Here is a 14,850-nt window from a genome sequence, read left to right as displayed (position 1 = left end):
CGGGCGGCGAGACGCCCCCGTCAGCGCGGGACGCCGCCGAACGCTCGAGACGCCGCGGAGTTCGGCGGCGTCTCGGGGGTTCGGCGGCGTCTCGGCCGTTCGGCGTGGGTCAGGCGGCCAGGCCGTCGATCCGGGCGATCTCGTCGGCACTGAGCTCGAGCGTCGCGCCGGCGGCATTCGACCGGATGCGATCCGGGTTCGACGACTTCGGGATGACGACGAACTGGTGGGCGACGTGCCAGGCGACGATGACCTGCGCGGCATCGGCGTCGTGGGCCTCGGCGATCTCGACGAGCGTCGCGTCCTGCAGGTTGCTCGCCTTGAACGGGCTGTAGCCCTCGAGCACCACAGCGCGGTCCCGCAGCCCGTCCGCGACCGTGCGGTCGAACTCGACCGGGCTCCAGCGAATCTGGTTCACGGCCGGCGTCGCACCCGTACCCTGGATCAGCTCGTCGATCTGGTCGATCGAGTAGTTGCTCACACCGATCGCCTTCGTCAGCCCCGCTTGTTGTGCCTCGACGAGCTGCTGCCACACGTCGGGACGTGCCTCGCCGTTCGGCGGCCAGTGGATGAGCCACAGGTCCAGGTGGTCGAGGCCGAGCTGGTCCAGGCTCTCCTCGATGGTCTCGCGGACGCGGTCGGCGTTGTCCGGCGGCAGCTTCGTCGTGATGAACAGGTCCTCGCGGGGAAGGCCCGAGTCGGCGATGGCCTTGCCGACGCCGCGCTGGTTGCCGTAGCCGGTGGCGGTGTCGATGTGGCGGTAGCCGGCCTCGAGGGCGGCGGCCACTGCGGCGGGAGCGTCAGGCTCCTCGATCTGCCAGGTGCCGAAGCCGAGGAGCGGCATCGAGCCTCCAGTGACGGGCACGGACGGTTGTGCGTAGTCGGTCATGGCTCCTGCCTACGCGGACTGCGGCGCGTGCGTCCCAGGGTGTCGGCGGCCTCCGCCAGGATCGAAGGGTCCCCCGAGCACCACCAGGAGCACCACCGAACATGACGTCCCGCCGACGCCGCACCCGCGCCACCATCAAGTCCTCGATCGTCACGCTCGTCCTCGCGATGGGCGTGTGGGCGCTGTTCTCGTCAGGAGTGCTCTCCACCGGAGCGGACGCGACGACGAGCGCCGGCAGCGCCACCACCGACACGGGCGCCCCCGGCACCACCCCACGTCCCAACGTGACCACATCGGCACAGACGCCCGCGACGACGGGGCCGAGCCGGGCCTCCAGTCCGACGGCCGACACTGCCCGCACGATGCTCGCCGCCCTGCCGGTGAAGGGGAAGGCGCCCGCGACCGGCTACGACCGAGAAGCCGACTTCGGCACCCCCTGGCTGGACCTCGACCACAACGGCTGCGACACCCGGAACGACGTCCTGGCCCGCGACCTGACCGACATCGTCCGCCAGGGGCCCTGCAAGGTGCTGTCCGGCGACCTCGTCTCGCCGTACACCGGCGGCGAGATCGCGTTCGTGCGGGGCAACACGACCTCGACCCTCGTGCAGATCGACCACGTCGTCGCCCTCGAGAACGCCTGGCGCACCGGGGCCCAGCAGCTCACCCAGGCCGATCGGCAGGCGCTGGCCAACGACCCCGAGAACCTGTTCGCGGTCGACGGGCACTCGAACTCCCAGAAGCGCTCCTTCGACGCCGCGACCTGGCTGCCCGCGGCGAAGGACTTCCGCTGCGAGTACGTCGAGCACCAGGTCGCGGTGAAGGCGAAGTACCGGCTCTGGGTCGTGCCGGCCGAGCGGGACGCGATGGAGCGAGTCCTCACCACCTGCTGAGCCACCGAGCACACCGCTCGCAGTCAGACAACACCTGTAGCGTAACTCTCGTCCGGCGGACGCCGCCGGACCGGACTCGCCGCTCAGCGCCGCGCACCGACACGGACGCTCCCCGGACCCCGAGCCCTTCATCGTCGAAGACCGCAGGAGGCCTCCACCACATGACCGACACCAGCACCAGCTCCAACTCCAGCTCCAGCTCCAGCACCCGCTTCACCGACCGCGTCGTCCTCATCACCGGCGGCGGCTCCGGCCTCGGCCGTGCGACCGCCGTCCGCCTGGCCACCGAGGGCGCGAAGCTCGCGCTCGTCGACGTCTCCGAGCAGGGCCTCGAGGCCACGAAGTCCGCCGTCCTCGAGGTCACGCCCGACGCCGAGGTCCTCACCACCGTCGCCGACGTCTCCGACGAAGCGCAGGTCGACGCCTACGTCGCCGCCACCGTCGAGCGCTTCGGCCGCATCGACGGCTTCTTCAACAACGCCGGCATCGAGGGCAAGCAGAACGTCACCGAGTCGTTCACCGCCGCCGAGTTCGACAAGGTCGTCTCGATCAACCTTCGGGGAGTATTCCTGGGCCTCGAGAAGGTCCTCGCCGTGATGCGCGAGCAGGGCTCCGGCATGGTCGTCAACACCGCCAGCGTCGGCGGCATCCGCGGCGTCGGCAACCAGTCCGGCTACGCGGCCGCCAAGCACGGCGTCGTCGGCCTGACCCGCAACTCCGCCGTCGAGTACGGCGAGTTCGGCATCCGCATCAACGCGATCGCACCGGGCGCCATCTGGACGCCGATGGTCGAGAACTCGATGAAGCAGATCGACCCGGAGAACCCCCGCAAGGCCGCGGAGGAGTTCATCCAGGTCAACCCCACCAAGCGCTACGGCGAGGCACCCGAGATCGCCGCGGTCGTCGCCTTCCTGCTCTCGGACGACGCGTCGTACATCAACGCCGCGGTCGTCCCGATCGACGGCGGGCAGTCCGCCAAGTACTGACCTCCCGCGGTCCGTGTCACCGGGGCGCGCCTTCCTGACGGGAGGCGCGCCCCACCTGTTCCGCCCGTCCTGCGTGGCAGCATGGCCGGTGACACGACCGTGGAGGGGAACGCGATGAGCGCCAACGGAACGACAGGGTCCAGCTTCGGGCCCGGAGCCGAGAACACCGGACCCGACGCCGCCGGCGACCTGCGGCGACGCATGGGCGAATCGGCGGAGGGATTCCTCGGCAGCGCTGCCTGGGTTCCGTGGAAGGCCGCCGGCACCAGCGGTGAGCCCGAGGAGGGCAGCGTGGCGCACGTCGTCCTGCGCGACCGTCCGTTCGTGCCGGTCTTCACCGATCCTGCCCAGCTGGCCACGAGCCTCCCGGGCTTGGAAGCACGCGCGATGCCGATGGCCGAACTCGTCACCGCGCTGCCCGAGGAGTTCGGGATCGTCGTCGACCCGACCAGCGCCGAAGCGGCGAACTTCCTGCAGGCCGACGTCGTCGCCGGACTGCGCGCGGGCATCGGCGGCGTGCCGACCGAGGCCGACGAGGCCTGACGATGTCCGCCCAGCTGACGCTGCCGCAGGGGTACGCGCTGCTGCTCCTGCGTCCGGATGGCAAGCTCGCCGTCTCGTCGCAGACGTTCGACCCCGGTGCCGCCGGAGCCGTCCTCGGTGACCTGGCGCTCCGCGGAGTGCTGCAGTTCGACGGACGCAAGGTGATCCCGGCGAAGTCCGCTCCCGTCGGTGACCCGGTGATCGACGGGATGAAGGAGCAGATCGACCTCTCGCCGGCGCCGCGACGACCGTCGTCCTGGGTCTCGCGGAACGCGAACGGTGCGCTGCGGGAGGCCGTGCTCGCCGGGCTCGTCGACCGCGGACTCGTGACGCGGCAGGAGCACCGGGTCCTCGGGATCTTCCCTTCGGCCCGCTGGCCGGAGCGGGACGGTGGGCCGACGAAGCTCCTGCGTGGGGAGATCGGTGACGTCCTGCACCTCGGCGTCGCACCCTCGCCGTTCGCGGTCGCGCTCATCGGGCTACTCAACGCCACGGGGACGCTGCGTGGGCAGTTCGGCAAGGTCGACCGACAGCGTGTCAAGGCGCTGACGGACGGGGACTGGGTCGCGGGCGCGGTGAAGTCCGTGGTGCAGAGCCGGCAGACCGCGGCGACGGCCGGCGGCGGTGCAGCCGGGGGCTGAGCGGCATCTCGAGCTGACCCGCCCGCCGACCGCGTCACGCCGACGGCATCACTCCCGCGGCGCCACCAACTCGATGAACCGCGACAACAGCGCCAGCCCCGGGATCGACGGCGGCAGCGCTGTCGTCAACGCCGGCGAGTGCACGAGGTACGCCGCCCACTTCGCCCGCGACAGCGCCACGTTCAGCCGGTTCGGCATGAGCAGGAAGTCGAGCCCGCGTGGGATGTCCGCCGCGGAGGACGCGGCCAGCGAGGTGATCGAGACCACGGCCTCCCGGCCCTGGAACAGGTCGACGGTGCCGACCTGCGTGCCGGTGTGGCCGGCCCGGTCGAGAGCGTCCCGGATGACCGCACCCTGCGCGTTGTAGGGCGCGACGACGATGACGTCCTCGTCGTTCAGCTGGCGCGTGCCGCGGTCATCAGTCCAGGTGCGCCCGACGATGTCGGCGACGAGCGCGACGACCTGCGCCGCTTCCTCCGGCGACGAGGTCGTGTTCCCCGCGTGCACGACGGGCACCGGGTGCACACCGGGCTCGATCCCGTCGAGGGACCGCCCGGACACCATCGACGCGAGCTGCCCGTCGTAGGACAACCCCGACACCGCCGCGGTCAGGGCCGGTTCCATCCGCCGGGTCTGCGCCAGGAAGTACCCGAACTCCGGCGGCAGCACGTGCTCGCCGTCGGCCAGCCAGCCGAGCGCGGACTCGTCGACCGGCTCGGGGTGCGAGCCCTGCGACACCTGCGGCAGCTGCTGCGGATCGCCGAGGAGCAACAGGCGTGTGGCCGCGATGGCGGAGGCGATGGTCGGCGCGAGCGAGAACTGCCCCGCCTCGTCGACGACGAGCAGGTCCAGGGAGTGCCGCGCGATGGTCGACTCGTTCGCGAAGGTCCACGCCGTCCCGCCGACGACTCCCCCGGTGCCGGTGTCCGAGCAAGACTGCAGGAACGCCGCGATCGCCGCGCCGTTCTTCACCGGCGTCCACTCGGCGGCCTCGATGTCTTCGGGGTCAGCGCCGCTCTTCGGCTGCTTCACCACCCGGTCGGCGGGGACCCCGGCGGCGATGACCGCGTCCAGGAAGTTCTCGCTGGTCGCGTGCGACTGTCCGACGACGCCGACCCGCCACCCGTGCTCCCGCACGAGCCGTGCGACGACGTTCGACCCGACGTACGTCTTGCCCGTGCCAGGAGGCCCCTGGATCGCCAGGTACGACCGGTCCAGCCCGAGCAGGGTCGCTACCACGGCGCCCACTGTGTCGTCCCCCGCGACCGGTACGAGGGGCCCGCGAGGCGGCACGCGCCGGAGGAGGTCGAGCGCCGGATCGGGCAGCATCTCCGGCAGTGCGTCGAGCACCTCGGCGCCCCATTCGGCGATCGCCTCGGGCTGCGGCTTCGCCCGCGGGGGCGACGACGGCGCGAGGGCGACCGGGAACCCGGTGTGCGGCTCGCCACCGCCGACGGGAAGTCGTTCGAGGACGAGCACCTCGGTGGCGTCGCCGTTGTCCCACACCTCCAGGATGGTGGCGCGGTCGGTCGCGCCCTTCGAGCCGGGGCCCGGTGCCGGGATCGACGCCGGGAGTGGGTCGTCGTACACGAGGTGGGGCGAGCCTCCCGCCCGGAGCCTGGAGCCGGGCGCGAGCGTCCCCGACAACCGGATCTCCCGCGACTGTGAGCGGGCGCGCGGCAATGTCGCCCAGTCCCGCTCGACAGAGGCGCGTTCGACGACGAGCACGTCGCGGGTGTCGGCCCACTCGTCGACCGGGTTGCGCAGGCGATCGAAGTGGTCCTGCCAGAACGTCTTCGCCTCGCGGCGGTGGTAGTCGATCGCGGCCGCGGCGAGCGCCAGCGCGGTCTGGTCCGGTGTGCGGTCGAGGGCGTCGACGTCCGCCGTCTCGGCGGCCAGGGCGACGTACACCGGGTTCGGCTCGCGCTCGACGGGGATGGGCGGGAGGCCCTCCAGCTCGGTCCTCGTCGTGGCGTCGGGCGCGTGCTCAGCGCGCAGGCCCAGCAACCAGTCGCGGAGGCGCAGCGTCGACCGGCAGTCGTAGGCGTTGTAGTCGGCGACCTGGTCGAGCTGCCGCTGGCCCTCGACGGCGTCTCCGGTGCGGAGTTCGGTGATCGCGTCGACGTAGGCGGTGATGCTGTCGGCCGCGTTCGTCACGTCGCTGAGCCGCAGGTCGTCGCCCATGTACAGCGGCTCGAGCTTCTTGATCGAGTAGCTGCGACTGCCGACCACCAGCGCCTTCCGCACGATCGGGTACAGGTCGACGAGGACACCGGCGCGCAGCAGGTCGTCGACCGCGTCCTCCCCCACCCCGTGCCGCGCGGCGAGGGACAGCAGGTGCGTCCGCTCGTACGCGGCGTAGTGGTAGATGTGCATGTCCGGGTACTGCTGACGGCGGTCGGCGATGTACGCGAGGAAGTCCACGAGCGCCTGGCGCTCGTCGCGGATCGTGTGCGCCCAGAACGCGCGGAACTCGGCCTGGTCGTCGACCAGTCCGAACAGGTAGTCGAGGCCCCAGTGCACGCCGTCCTCGGTGTGCAGCGGGTCGCCTTCGAAGTCGAAGAAGACGTCGCCGGGGTCCGGTGCTGGGATCGCGTCGAGGGCGCGTGGGTCGAGGACGTCGAAGGCGGGCCCTGCTTGTCCGGCTTGTCCGGCTTGTCCGGCTTGTCGCTCCGTCTCGATCTGGAGGCTCGCCTGCCGCACCAGACGATTCAGCGTCGTCTTCGACATGGTCGCCACCGGCGCGGTCCGGACCGCCAGGTCGTCGATCGACCGCACACCCTGCCGGATGAGCTTCGTCCGCTGGTCCAGGCGCATGCCGGCGACGAGGACCAGGTCGCGGTGTCGCTGCACCTCCTGCTGGCAGGCGGAGCACCGCCCACAGCTGGAGTAGCGGGGGTCGCCCCACTGCATCGGCTCGTCGGCGGCCAGCCGCTCGGCGATCACCCGGATCAACTCCGCCCGCTGCGTGCGGTACACCGGCACGATGTCGGCCAGCTCGTGCGTGGTCGTCGTGCGGTCGCCGAGGACCAGGTGCACCTGCTGCCCGGTCGGGATGCCGTGCGCGCGCATCTGCTCGGCGTAGGCGGCGAGCTGCAGCAGGGCACTGATCTTGGCGTGGCGGGCGAGCTTGGTGTCGTAGACCTCGTACTCACCGCGGTCGTTGCGGATGATGAAGTCTGCGAAGCCGATGAAGCCCGACCCGTCTGCGGACGCAGGGGCGTGGAACGTCGGTTGGTACAGGACGTCCGCGCCGTCCCGCATGGCCTGGAGCGCTGCGGCTGCGGCCTCTCGGTACTGCGGCGGGGCTGGACGGTCGAACTCCACGACGTCATGGGACTGCTTGAGGATCTCGAGGTAGTCGAGCTCGTGCTGGTCCCCCAGGCGGGCCGTCCGGTCGAGCATGTCGTCGTGCTCGTCGGGCAGGGGTTCGCCGCGGCCGAGCTTGGCGTCGAGGCGGCGGAGGAACGCCCACTCGCAGGTCGCCCACGTGGTGAGGTCGCTCGGGCTGAGCAGGGCTCGGCCGTCCTCGGTGATCTGCACTGCGCTCCTCGCTGGTCGTGAGACTCCAGGGTAGGGGCGGGCACCGACGTCACTGGCGCGTGCAGCAGCCTCCCGTACGGTTGCCGCATGGAACCCGGGGACTCCAGCACCGAGCTGCTGCGGAAGAACGCCAACCTGCTCATCGACCACGGTGCGAAGGACCAGTCCGTCGCGGCAGAGCTGCGCCTGCTCGTGCCCGGGCGGAAGGGCACGGAGGGCATCGGCGGCAGGCTCGTCCTCACCTCGACCGCGCTGTTCTTCGAGGGCCACGCGGTGAACCGCGTCCGCCCGCAGTTCGGCTTCCCCTTGGGCGAGATCGCTTCGCTCAGCGACGTGTCACGAGGCCTGTCGCGGCAGCTCCGGGTCGAACTCCGAAGCGGTGTGCACGGGCGCTTCGTGGTGTGGGGCGTCCCGCGGCTCATCGCGGCGATCGAGGACGCCCGCGCCGCGCTCTGAGCCGAGGTCGCGGCCGCGCCGTCACGACTACGACTCCAGGCGCACGAACCTCGGTCCGTCGTACCCGTCACGCGACACATGCGCGGTGAAGTCCGCGAGGCCTCGCACCCAGTGCCCGTGCTCGCCGTACAGCGCCTGGTACACGACGACGGGCTCCTCGGTCTCGACGTCCTGTGCCAGGAGCACCACCTGGTACTCCCCGCCCTTGAAGTGCCGGTACCGCCCTGGGGTCACGTCATCGCTCATCCTCCCGATGCTACGGAGACGACAGCCGACCGTGCGCCGCCGTTCCCGGTACGGTGTCCGTCGGAGGGGGAACGATGAGCGACAGCATCAACCAGTGGGGCGGAAGCGCGACCAAGGCGGAGGTGGCGCCGCAGATCGTCGTGCGCCGGCCGCTGTTCCCCGGGGTGATCTTCCTGGCCCTCGGCTTGATCGGTTTGGTGATCGGTGTTCCGGGGCTCGTCTTCCAGCTCATCGCGGGCTCGGACGACAGCCCCGCGTTCGGCATCTTCATCGTCCTCGGAGCGGGGTCCTTGCTGCTTGGCCTGGCTCTCGCCGCCGGCCGCATCAACGTCTACGACCGGCACTACGACGTGAAGTCCGGCTTCGGGAAGTTCCGCCGCCGCGAAGTCGAGGACATCCACACGCTCCGTCTCGGCAAGCAGTCGAACGGCAGTGTGACGTTCATCAGCCTCACCGCCTGGAACGAGCAGCGGAAGAAGCAGTTCATGGTCTTCACGAACTACCGCGGCTACCGCGAGTTCACCGCGTGGCTCGACAAGCGGCGCCCCGAGCAGTGGGCCGAGTGCGAGCGGCTCGGCCTGCCGGACTAGTACTGGTCAGTCGCTGACGTCGCCCGAAGAGGTCACTGGTGCGCCGCGACGGCGTCCATCAAACTGATGTGCGGGCGCGACGGCAGGGGGACCGCCGCGAAGTCGATGGTGGATCCTCCGTTCTGGAGGCGACTGTATGAGCATGGCGGGCGCGTCAGCGGGCAAACGTGCTCGTCACCTCAGCCGCGCAGCTGAGGCTGACCCAGCCAACGCAGCCGCGTTGCTCGCCGCTTCCAGCCGGTTCTCGGTTGCGGAGAAGACCGAAGCGCAGACCATGCAACTGGTCTCCGAGCTCGCGACCGACGGTTTCCAGCTCCTTCCGGACCGACGATGGCCTGGATCTCGAACAGCCCAGGTGGACCTGGTCGTGGTCGGGCGGTCCGGAGTCTTCATCGTCGACACGAAGGCATGGCGGGACTTCTCGGTACAGGGAGGTCGGCCGCACCGGGGACAGGACGACGTCACGGACGAGTTCGACTCTCTCTCGACGTTGCTCGCTGACACGCAGGAGGCCTTCGCCGAGGTCGGTCTGCCACCGAGCGAGGTGCACTGCATCGCCGTGATGTCGCTGCAGCCCCGGATCGCGACCGCTGTCGGGACCGTCGAGGTCGTGGGCACCGAGAAGCTCGTCGAGCGACTCCGACGTCCCGGTGCGCGGCTGAACGTCGCCGACGTGGAGAAGCTCGCTGCGGTCGCCCGCGACTACTTCGCGGTCATCGTCGACCCAGAGGACGGGCCCTCCGCCCTGCACATCGACGTCGATGAGGACGAGGTCGTCTTCGACTTGGAAGAGTTCCACCGGGGGCTCCTCCACCTGGACGAAGCGCCGATCGAGACGTGGATGTCCTTCCTCGATCCGGCGCAGGCAAAGATCGCACGGAGGAGCTTCAACGGGCCCGCCCGTATCCGCGGCGCGGCGGGTACCGGGAAGACCGTCGTCGGCCTCCACAGAACAGCGCACCTCGCCCGAGCCGCCACCGACAAGGTGCTCGTGACGACGTTCGTGAAGAGTTTCCCGGCGGTCTTGAAGTCGCTGCTCGAGCGCTTGGAACCAGCGCACGCCGCGAAGGTCGAGTTCGCAGGCGTTCATGCTTTCGCCCGCTCGCTCCTCAAGGAACGCCGCGTCCCGTTCGAGATCGACCCGGACGCCGCGAACACCGCCTGGTGGCGCGCTTGGAACGCCCTCGACCCGAAAGACCCGCTCAGGTCCCCACGGTTCGGCTCTGATTACTGGCGGGACGAGGTCACACACGTGATCAAGGGTCGAGGCTTGACCGAGTTCGAGCGGTACGCAGCCGTGTCCCGCGTCGGACGAAAGTACGCCCTCCCCGTCGAGCTCCGGGAGCGAGCATGGGCACTGACCGAGACCTACAACCGCAATCTCAGTTCCGCTGGCGTCGTCGACTGGGCTGACCTGGCCCGGATGGCTCGCGACGAGCTCCGGGAGCGTCCACTCCACCGGTACGAGGCAGTCGTGATCGACGAAGCACAGGACCTCAGCTGCGTGACGGTCGGCATGCTGCACGCTCTCGTCGGTGACCAGCGAGACGGCTTGACGCTGATCGGCGACGGTCAGCAGTCCATCTACCCTGGCGGCTACACGCTCGGAGAGATCGGGATCAGCCTCGCCGGCCGCGGCGTCATCCTCGACGTCAACCACCGCAACACCCGTCAGATCGCCGACTTCGCGCGCCGTCTCGTCGAAGAGGACATCGTCACTGACATCGAGGGCACGGACGCTGCCGGTGACACGGTCGCCGCGATCACCCGGACCGGACCGGAGCCGGTGCTCCGACGTTTCACCCAGTCGAGGGACCTTCACCGGGCACTGGTGGCTGCTGTTCGGTCTGCTGTCCGCGGCGGGACGAGAACTGGCGACATCGGCATCCTGGCTCCGACCAATGCGGCAGCCAACCGTGTGATCGGCATCCTGCGTGAGGAGCGCCTACCGGTCGTCTCGATCGAGCGGTACACGGGGCAGACGACGAGCAACATCAAGGTCGGCACGATCAAGCGCGCCAAGGGCCTCGAGTTCAAGCACGTCTTCCTGGCGGACGTCCCAGCGCGGCTCCTGGACCAGGAGCCCGCGGCCGAGAACGAGAGCGCCCTCGAACGACGCCGACTCGATCTCCGCGAGCTCTACGTCGGCATGACCAGAGCTCGCGACCAGCTCTGGGTCGGAGTTTCGAACTGATCTGCCACCCGGACTACATGATCCGACGAGGGATGGTGAAGCAGCCGGAGCTCAGTCCTCGTCGGGTGGGAAGGCGGTGAACGAGGCCCCGACCGCTGGGAAGGCATCGACAAGCTTCTGCAAGGTGGGCTCGGTGTTCGTTCCCCACATCCTGAACATGACGTGCGTTTCGTTCCCCTGATGAATCGGCGACTCGGTGAAGTAGCGCTTGACATCGAGTTGCGGCTCATGGTTGAGGAGAGCCCGGACACAGGGATCACCGGCGGCGATCAGTCCGGGCACGGACCGGAAGATTCGCTCGCGGAACAGGGGCTTTATGTCGTAGATCGACACACCGGCGTTGGTCAGAACGTTGACCATGTGCCGTACAGCGTTCCGCTTGTTCAACACGTCCGAGTCTCGTCCGCCAGCGGAGACGACGTACTTTGTGAAGTCTCGGCCGTCGGAGGAGGAACGCCGTGCCCGGGCGGCGTCCTTCTTCCCGATCTTGACTTGGTAGGCGGCGGCCTCGGGCAGCGGTAGCACTTGGTCGATGTCGAGAAGGATGCGACCGTCCACTTCGTACGGCTTCAGTCGGACGCAGCGGATGTCCATGCCCTCGAAGCGGTTCAACCACAAAACGGCGGTTGTTATCTCACGCCCGAAATCTGCCGAGACCAGAACGATGCGCACGTCCGTCGAGAGTGCAATGCCCTCTCCCTCCGTTCCCAGGAAGTCCGCGATGACGCCGCGCGCTTCGTCCAGAGAACCGTCGCCCTCGGAAAGTCGAGCACGGTGCGCTGCTAGCGCTTGAACGACCTCGTCGAAGGTCATCGAGGAGACCATTGCGGCGTAACGGATTGCCTGTAGCTCCATGTGACCGCCGTCTTCCGTCCGCTTCAACTCGATCACGACGAGGTTGCCAGCCTCATCGAGGGCGAGCAGGTCGATTCGACGGCGCGAGTCTTCCCAGTCGCCGAACTCCTCGCTGATGATCAGGAGCGATTCACCGAGTGCGCCTGGTTGAGCACGGAGGAGCCGTTGGATGTCGCCGCGTTCGTACAGGTGCAGGTCTCGGAAGGTGGCCGGACGCTGCTCCACGAGCGCGTCAGCTTCGAGTCGGAACAAGGGCATGGCCTGATTCAAACACTTCAGAGTCGAGTTCCGGCGTTCTCGCCATAGGACGAGACACCCTTGGTCCAGCGGGCCCCGCCACGTAGGGTCCAGACATGACCGTCGCCCTCTCGCTCGCGATCGTCGCCGGCGTCCTCGCCATCGCGACGGCCCTCGGTCTGCTGCTCCGCAGCCGCACCGGCCGAGCACGCGTGGTCACGTCCCGAGGCAGCGATGCGACAACGGTGACCGACCTCGCCGACCGGGAGGCGTTCGGCACCGCCGCCACGCTCCTCCAGTTCTCGACTCCCACGTGCGCACGCTGCCCCGCCACGGCGAGGCAACTCGACGCCGTCGCCGCGTCGAAGTCGACGACGGCCGGCGGCCCGGCTCGAGTCCGCCGACTCGAGATCGACCTCGCCGAACGCCCGGAGCTCGCCCGGCGCTTCGACGTGATGCAGACCCCGACCGTGCTCCTCGTGGACGGAACGCAGACCGTCCGTGCCCGCTTCGGTGGACCGCCCCGCCAGTCCGAACTCATCGCCGCGCTCGACGCCGTCCTCACCGAGGAGCACCCATGACCACCAGCCCTGCACCCTCCCGAGGGATCGACCCGCGCTCGCCCCGCTTCGGCGCCGCGATCACGACGGTCCTGCTCGCGCTTGACATCGTCCTCACCCTCAACGACAGCACGCGGACGATCGGCATCGTCCTGCTCGCCGTCATCGCCGCGCTCTTCGCCTGGGGAGGTCTCGCCGGCATCGCCCGCCACCCGTACGGCGCAGTGTTCCGCCGCCTGGTGCGGCCGCGACTCGGCCCGCCCGCCGAACTCGAGGCACCCGAGCCCCCGACATTCGCCCAGCGCGTCGGACTCGTCGTGACCGGTGTCGCCCTCGTCCTGGCGCTCCTCGGCGTCCCCTACGCCGCACCGGTCGGCGCTGCCGTCGCCCTGGTCGCCGCGTTCCTCAACGCGGCGTTCGACGTCTGCATCGGGTGCCTGATGTACGTCTGGCTCGTGCGCGTCGGCGTCTTCCGCGGCCGCAGCAGCATCGCGTAGCACCGGGTCCGGCGTCGGAAACTCCCCCCACGGCAGCTTCCGACGCCGGCTCCAGTGCCACCGGTCAGCGCACGCCGACCGCCCGCTCCGACATCGCCACGAGGTCGTCCGCCCGCAGCTCCGGCCACCCGTGCAGCACGGCTCGCCACTCTTCAGGCAGCGCCGCCGCCCCGTACAGCGCTCCGGCGAGGCCGCCCGCGATCGCCGCGACCGTGTCGGTGTCGTTGCCCGACCGGACCGCGCGGACGAGGGCGTCCTCGAGCGAGGTCGACGACCGCACCGCCGCGTAGGCCGCCTGCAGCGCCGACACGACCCACCCGTTCGTCGCGGTGAAGGCCACCGGCTCCGCGTGTTCGGCTGCGACGAGTCGCTCCGTCCACGTCCGTCGAGCCGCCGGCGCGAGCAGGTCCAGCCCCCGCAGGACGTCGAGCTCGCCGTGCAGCACCGTGTGCCGGATCGCGACGCACCACAGCACGCACGCGTCCCCCGCGTCCGCTTCGTGGTGCGTCAGGTCGCTGACCGCGCGGGCCGCCGTGGCGAGCCGCGCCTCCTCGCCGTCGTCGCCGCGCAGGTACGCGAGGACGAGGGGCACGGTCCGCATCAGCGACCCGTTGCCGGCCGAGCGGCCGGTCGACTCGTGCACCCGCCGGGCAGCGAGCCGACTGGCGGCGGCGGTGTGGGCCTCCAGCCCGGAGAGCACCTGTCGGGTTTGAATGCCGACGTCGGGTGCGTCCAACGCCCACTTCGCCCAGGCGCCAACCAAGCCGTCGAAGGTGGCTTCCGCAGCCGGGTCGTCACCTCGGGCGACGGCCTGGAGGATCGGCACGGCCATGCTCGTGTCGTCCGTCCACTCCCCTGGTCGCCACCCGAACGACCCGCCACCCCGCATCAGGATCGGCGTCGGCTCCGGACCGGGCGGGCCGAACTCGTAGCCGGCGCCCAGGGCGTCGCCGGCAGCGGAGCCGAGGACGGCGCCGACGGCGCGGTCGAGGATCGTGGTGTGCTCGGTCATGGCGAGACCTCCCGATGCAGGTTAGCGCAGTTCCGCGCTAACTCGATTCTGCACCGCTCTGGCGATAAGCGCAAGTGCGCGTAAACTCCTGCTCGTGGCTGACACCGAGTACCGCGACCCGAACGGCAAGCGCCTGGCGGACTACCCGCACCCCTCCGTGGCGGTCGACACCGCGGTCATGACCGTCGTCGACGGCGAGCTGTCGGTGCTGCAGGTCCGTGATGCGGTCGATGGTGACTGGCGACTGCCGGGGACCTTCGTGCACGAGGGCGAGCGCCTCGCCGACTCAGTGCTGCGGTCCCTGCGCGAGAAGGCCGGCGTCGAGGGGCTCGCGCCGCGGCAGCTACACGTGTTCGACGATCCAGCGCGGGACTCCCGGGGGTGGGTGCTGTCGGTGGCGCACCTCGACGTCGTACCAGCCGCCGCCCTGACGATCGACTCCGTGCGGGCGCGCCTGGTGCCCGTCGCGGCAGCGGGGGCGATGGTGCACGCGCATGACGACATTCTCGAGTACGCCGTGGCCCAGCTGCGGGAGGACCATCGGGAGCGGCCGGACCCGCACGGGCTCCTCGCGGAGCCGTTCACGATGACCGAGCTGAGGCGGTTGCATGAAGCGGTGCTCGGGGTGGGGTTGCAGCCGGACACGTTCCGGAGGGCGATGGTGGGGCGGCTCGTGGTGGCCGAGGGGAAGCGGGCGGACGACCTCGT

Annotated in this window: 15 protein-coding genes; 10 read left to right on the top strand and 5 right to left on the bottom strand. The window is 70.0% G+C overall.

The genetic code is table 11. From position 1 onward, the window contains the following. Nucleotides 1-109: 109 nt before the first annotated feature. Nucleotides 110-889 carry an aldo/keto reductase gene (locus tag DEI89_RS05400; RefSeq protein WP_220034516.1) on the bottom strand — a complete coding sequence of 260 codons (780 nt, stop codon included), beginning with the start codon at nt 887-889 and terminating at the stop codon, nt 110-112. Between the two features lie 101 nt (nt 890-990). On the opposite strand from DEI89_RS05400, the gene DEI89_RS05395 reads away from it, so the two are divergent. The 4 genes from DEI89_RS05395 to DEI89_RS05380 all read left to right on the top strand — a co-directional run bounded on the left by DEI89_RS05395 (nt 991) and on the right by DEI89_RS05380 (nt 3,952). Next, nucleotides 991-1,782, top strand: a complete 792-nt coding sequence (locus DEI89_RS05395) for an HNH endonuclease family protein (RefSeq protein ID WP_258368774.1) — start codon at nt 991-993, stop codon at nt 1,780-1,782. A gap of 161 nt (nt 1,783-1,943) precedes the next feature. Continuing rightward, complete coding sequence (locus DEI89_RS05390; protein ID WP_110903029.1) at nt 1,944-2,768, top strand: SDR family oxidoreductase; 825 nt, start codon at nt 1,944-1,946, stop codon at nt 2,766-2,768. 114 nt (nt 2,769-2,882) lie between these two features. Further along, the gene (locus DEI89_RS05385) at nt 2,883-3,311 is read left to right on the top strand and encodes an SseB family protein (RefSeq protein WP_181421509.1); all 429 of its coding nucleotides are present in this window, start codon (nt 2,883-2,885) and stop codon (nt 3,309-3,311) included. Between the two features lie 2 nt (nt 3,312-3,313). Further along, entirely contained in the window at nt 3,314-3,952 is a 639-nt protein-coding gene (locus DEI89_RS05380) for a GPP34 family phosphoprotein (RefSeq protein ID WP_110903027.1), read from the top strand. 48 nt (nt 3,953-4,000) lie between these two features. On the opposite strand, the gene DEI89_RS05375 is transcribed toward DEI89_RS05380, so the two are convergent. Then, nucleotides 4,001-7,495, bottom strand: coding sequence for a bifunctional RecB family nuclease/DEAD/DEAH box helicase (locus DEI89_RS05375; protein ID WP_220034515.1), 3,495 nt, complete (start codon nt 7,493-7,495; stop codon nt 4,001-4,003). Nucleotides 7,496-7,582: 87 nt separating this feature from the next. Here DEI89_RS05375 and DEI89_RS05370 point away from each other — a divergent pair, with 87 nt between their 5' ends. Next, nucleotides 7,583-7,951 carry a hypothetical protein gene (locus tag DEI89_RS05370; RefSeq protein ID WP_110903026.1) on the top strand — a complete coding sequence of 123 codons (369 nt, stop codon included), beginning with the start codon at nt 7,583-7,585 and terminating at the stop codon, nt 7,949-7,951. Between the two features lie 27 nt (nt 7,952-7,978). Here DEI89_RS05370 and DEI89_RS05365 read toward each other — a convergent pair whose 3' ends face one another. After that, on the bottom strand, nt 7,979-8,197 hold the full coding sequence (locus DEI89_RS05365; protein WP_110903025.1) for a DUF1653 domain-containing protein: 219 nt from the start codon (nt 8,195-8,197) through the stop codon (nt 7,979-7,981). Between the two features lie 74 nt (nt 8,198-8,271). Here DEI89_RS05365 and DEI89_RS05360 point away from each other — a divergent pair, with 74 nt between their 5' ends. Then, on the top strand, nt 8,272-8,787 hold the full coding sequence (locus DEI89_RS05360; protein WP_110903024.1) for a hypothetical protein: 516 nt from the start codon (nt 8,272-8,274) through the stop codon (nt 8,785-8,787). A gap of 136 nt (nt 8,788-8,923) precedes the next feature. Further along, nucleotides 8,924-10,981, top strand: a complete 2,058-nt coding sequence (locus DEI89_RS05355; protein ID WP_110903023.1) for a nuclease-related domain-containing DEAD/DEAH box helicase — start codon at nt 8,924-8,926, stop codon at nt 10,979-10,981. Nucleotides 10,982-11,032: 51 nt separating this feature from the next. Here the strand turns inward: DEI89_RS05355 and DEI89_RS05350 are convergent, their stop codons facing one another. Further along, the gene (locus DEI89_RS05350) at nt 11,033-12,094 is read right to left on the bottom strand and encodes a hypothetical protein (protein WP_110903022.1); all 1,062 of its coding nucleotides are present in this window, start codon (nt 12,092-12,094) and stop codon (nt 11,033-11,035) included. A 95-nt stretch (nt 12,095-12,189) separates the two neighbouring features. Between DEI89_RS05350 and DEI89_RS05345 the strand changes: the two genes are divergently transcribed. Both DEI89_RS05345 and DEI89_RS05340 read left to right on the top strand, forming a co-directional pair. Beyond that, nucleotides 12,190-12,654, top strand: a complete 465-nt coding sequence (locus DEI89_RS05345) for a co-chaperone YbbN (protein ID WP_110903021.1) — start codon at nt 12,190-12,192, stop codon at nt 12,652-12,654. Beyond that, nucleotides 12,651-13,130 (top strand): DUF4395 domain-containing protein, encoded by a 480-nt coding sequence (locus DEI89_RS05340; protein WP_110903020.1) that lies wholly within the window; start codon nt 12,651-12,653, stop codon nt 13,128-13,130. The genes DEI89_RS05345 and DEI89_RS05340 overlap by 4 nt, the downstream gene beginning before the upstream one ends. 64 nt (nt 13,131-13,194) lie before the next feature. On the opposite strand, the gene DEI89_RS05335 is transcribed toward DEI89_RS05340, so the two are convergent. Beyond that, a complete protein-coding gene (locus tag DEI89_RS05335) occupies nt 13,195-14,142 on the bottom strand; it encodes an ADP-ribosylglycohydrolase family protein (RefSeq protein WP_110903019.1) in 948 nt (315 codons plus the stop codon). 94 nt (nt 14,143-14,236) lie between these two features. Here DEI89_RS05335 and DEI89_RS05330 point away from each other — a divergent pair. Next, the coding region (locus DEI89_RS05330; RefSeq protein ID WP_110903018.1) for an NUDIX domain-containing protein at nt 14,237-14,850 on the top strand (614 nt) is incomplete at its 3' end.

The organism is Curtobacterium sp. MCBD17_030, assembly GCF_003224255.1.
In the GTDB taxonomy this organism is placed as follows: Bacteria; Actinomycetota; Actinomycetes; order Actinomycetales; family Microbacteriaceae; genus Curtobacterium.
Note: the sequence above shows the minus strand (reverse complement) of the source record. Positions and strands in the feature narration are given on the sequence as shown.

Coding starts and splice junctions, on each gene's coding strand:
- DEI89_RS05400 (WP_220034516.1), bottom strand. CDS start 889: ATGACCGACTACGCACAACCGTCCGTGCCCGTCACTGGAGGCTCGATG.
- DEI89_RS05395 (WP_258368774.1), top strand. CDS start 991: ATGACGTCCCGCCGACGCCGCACCCGCGCCACCATCAAGTCCTCGATC.
- DEI89_RS05390 (WP_110903029.1), top strand. CDS start 1,944: ATGACCGACACCAGCACCAGCTCCAACTCCAGCTCCAGCTCCAGCACC.
- DEI89_RS05385 (WP_181421509.1), top strand. CDS start 2,883: ATGAGCGCCAACGGAACGACAGGGTCCAGCTTCGGGCCCGGAGCCGAG.
- DEI89_RS05380 (WP_110903027.1), top strand. CDS start 3,314: ATGTCCGCCCAGCTGACGCTGCCGCAGGGGTACGCGCTGCTGCTCCTG.
- DEI89_RS05370 (WP_110903026.1), top strand. CDS start 7,583: ATGGAACCCGGGGACTCCAGCACCGAGCTGCTGCGGAAGAACGCCAAC.
- DEI89_RS05365 (WP_110903025.1), bottom strand. CDS start 8,197: ATGAGCGATGACGTGACCCCAGGGCGGTACCGGCACTTCAAGGGCGGG.
- DEI89_RS05360 (WP_110903024.1), top strand. CDS start 8,272: ATGAGCGACAGCATCAACCAGTGGGGCGGAAGCGCGACCAAGGCGGAG.
- DEI89_RS05355 (WP_110903023.1), top strand. CDS start 8,924: ATGAGCATGGCGGGCGCGTCAGCGGGCAAACGTGCTCGTCACCTCAGC.
- DEI89_RS05350 (WP_110903022.1), bottom strand. CDS start 12,094: ATGCCCTTGTTCCGACTCGAAGCTGACGCGCTCGTGGAGCAGCGTCCG.
- DEI89_RS05345 (WP_110903021.1), top strand. CDS start 12,190: ATGACCGTCGCCCTCTCGCTCGCGATCGTCGCCGGCGTCCTCGCCATC.
- DEI89_RS05340 (WP_110903020.1), top strand. CDS start 12,651: ATGACCACCAGCCCTGCACCCTCCCGAGGGATCGACCCGCGCTCGCCC.
- DEI89_RS05335 (WP_110903019.1), bottom strand. CDS start 14,142: ATGACCGAGCACACCACGATCCTCGACCGCGCCGTCGGCGCCGTCCTC.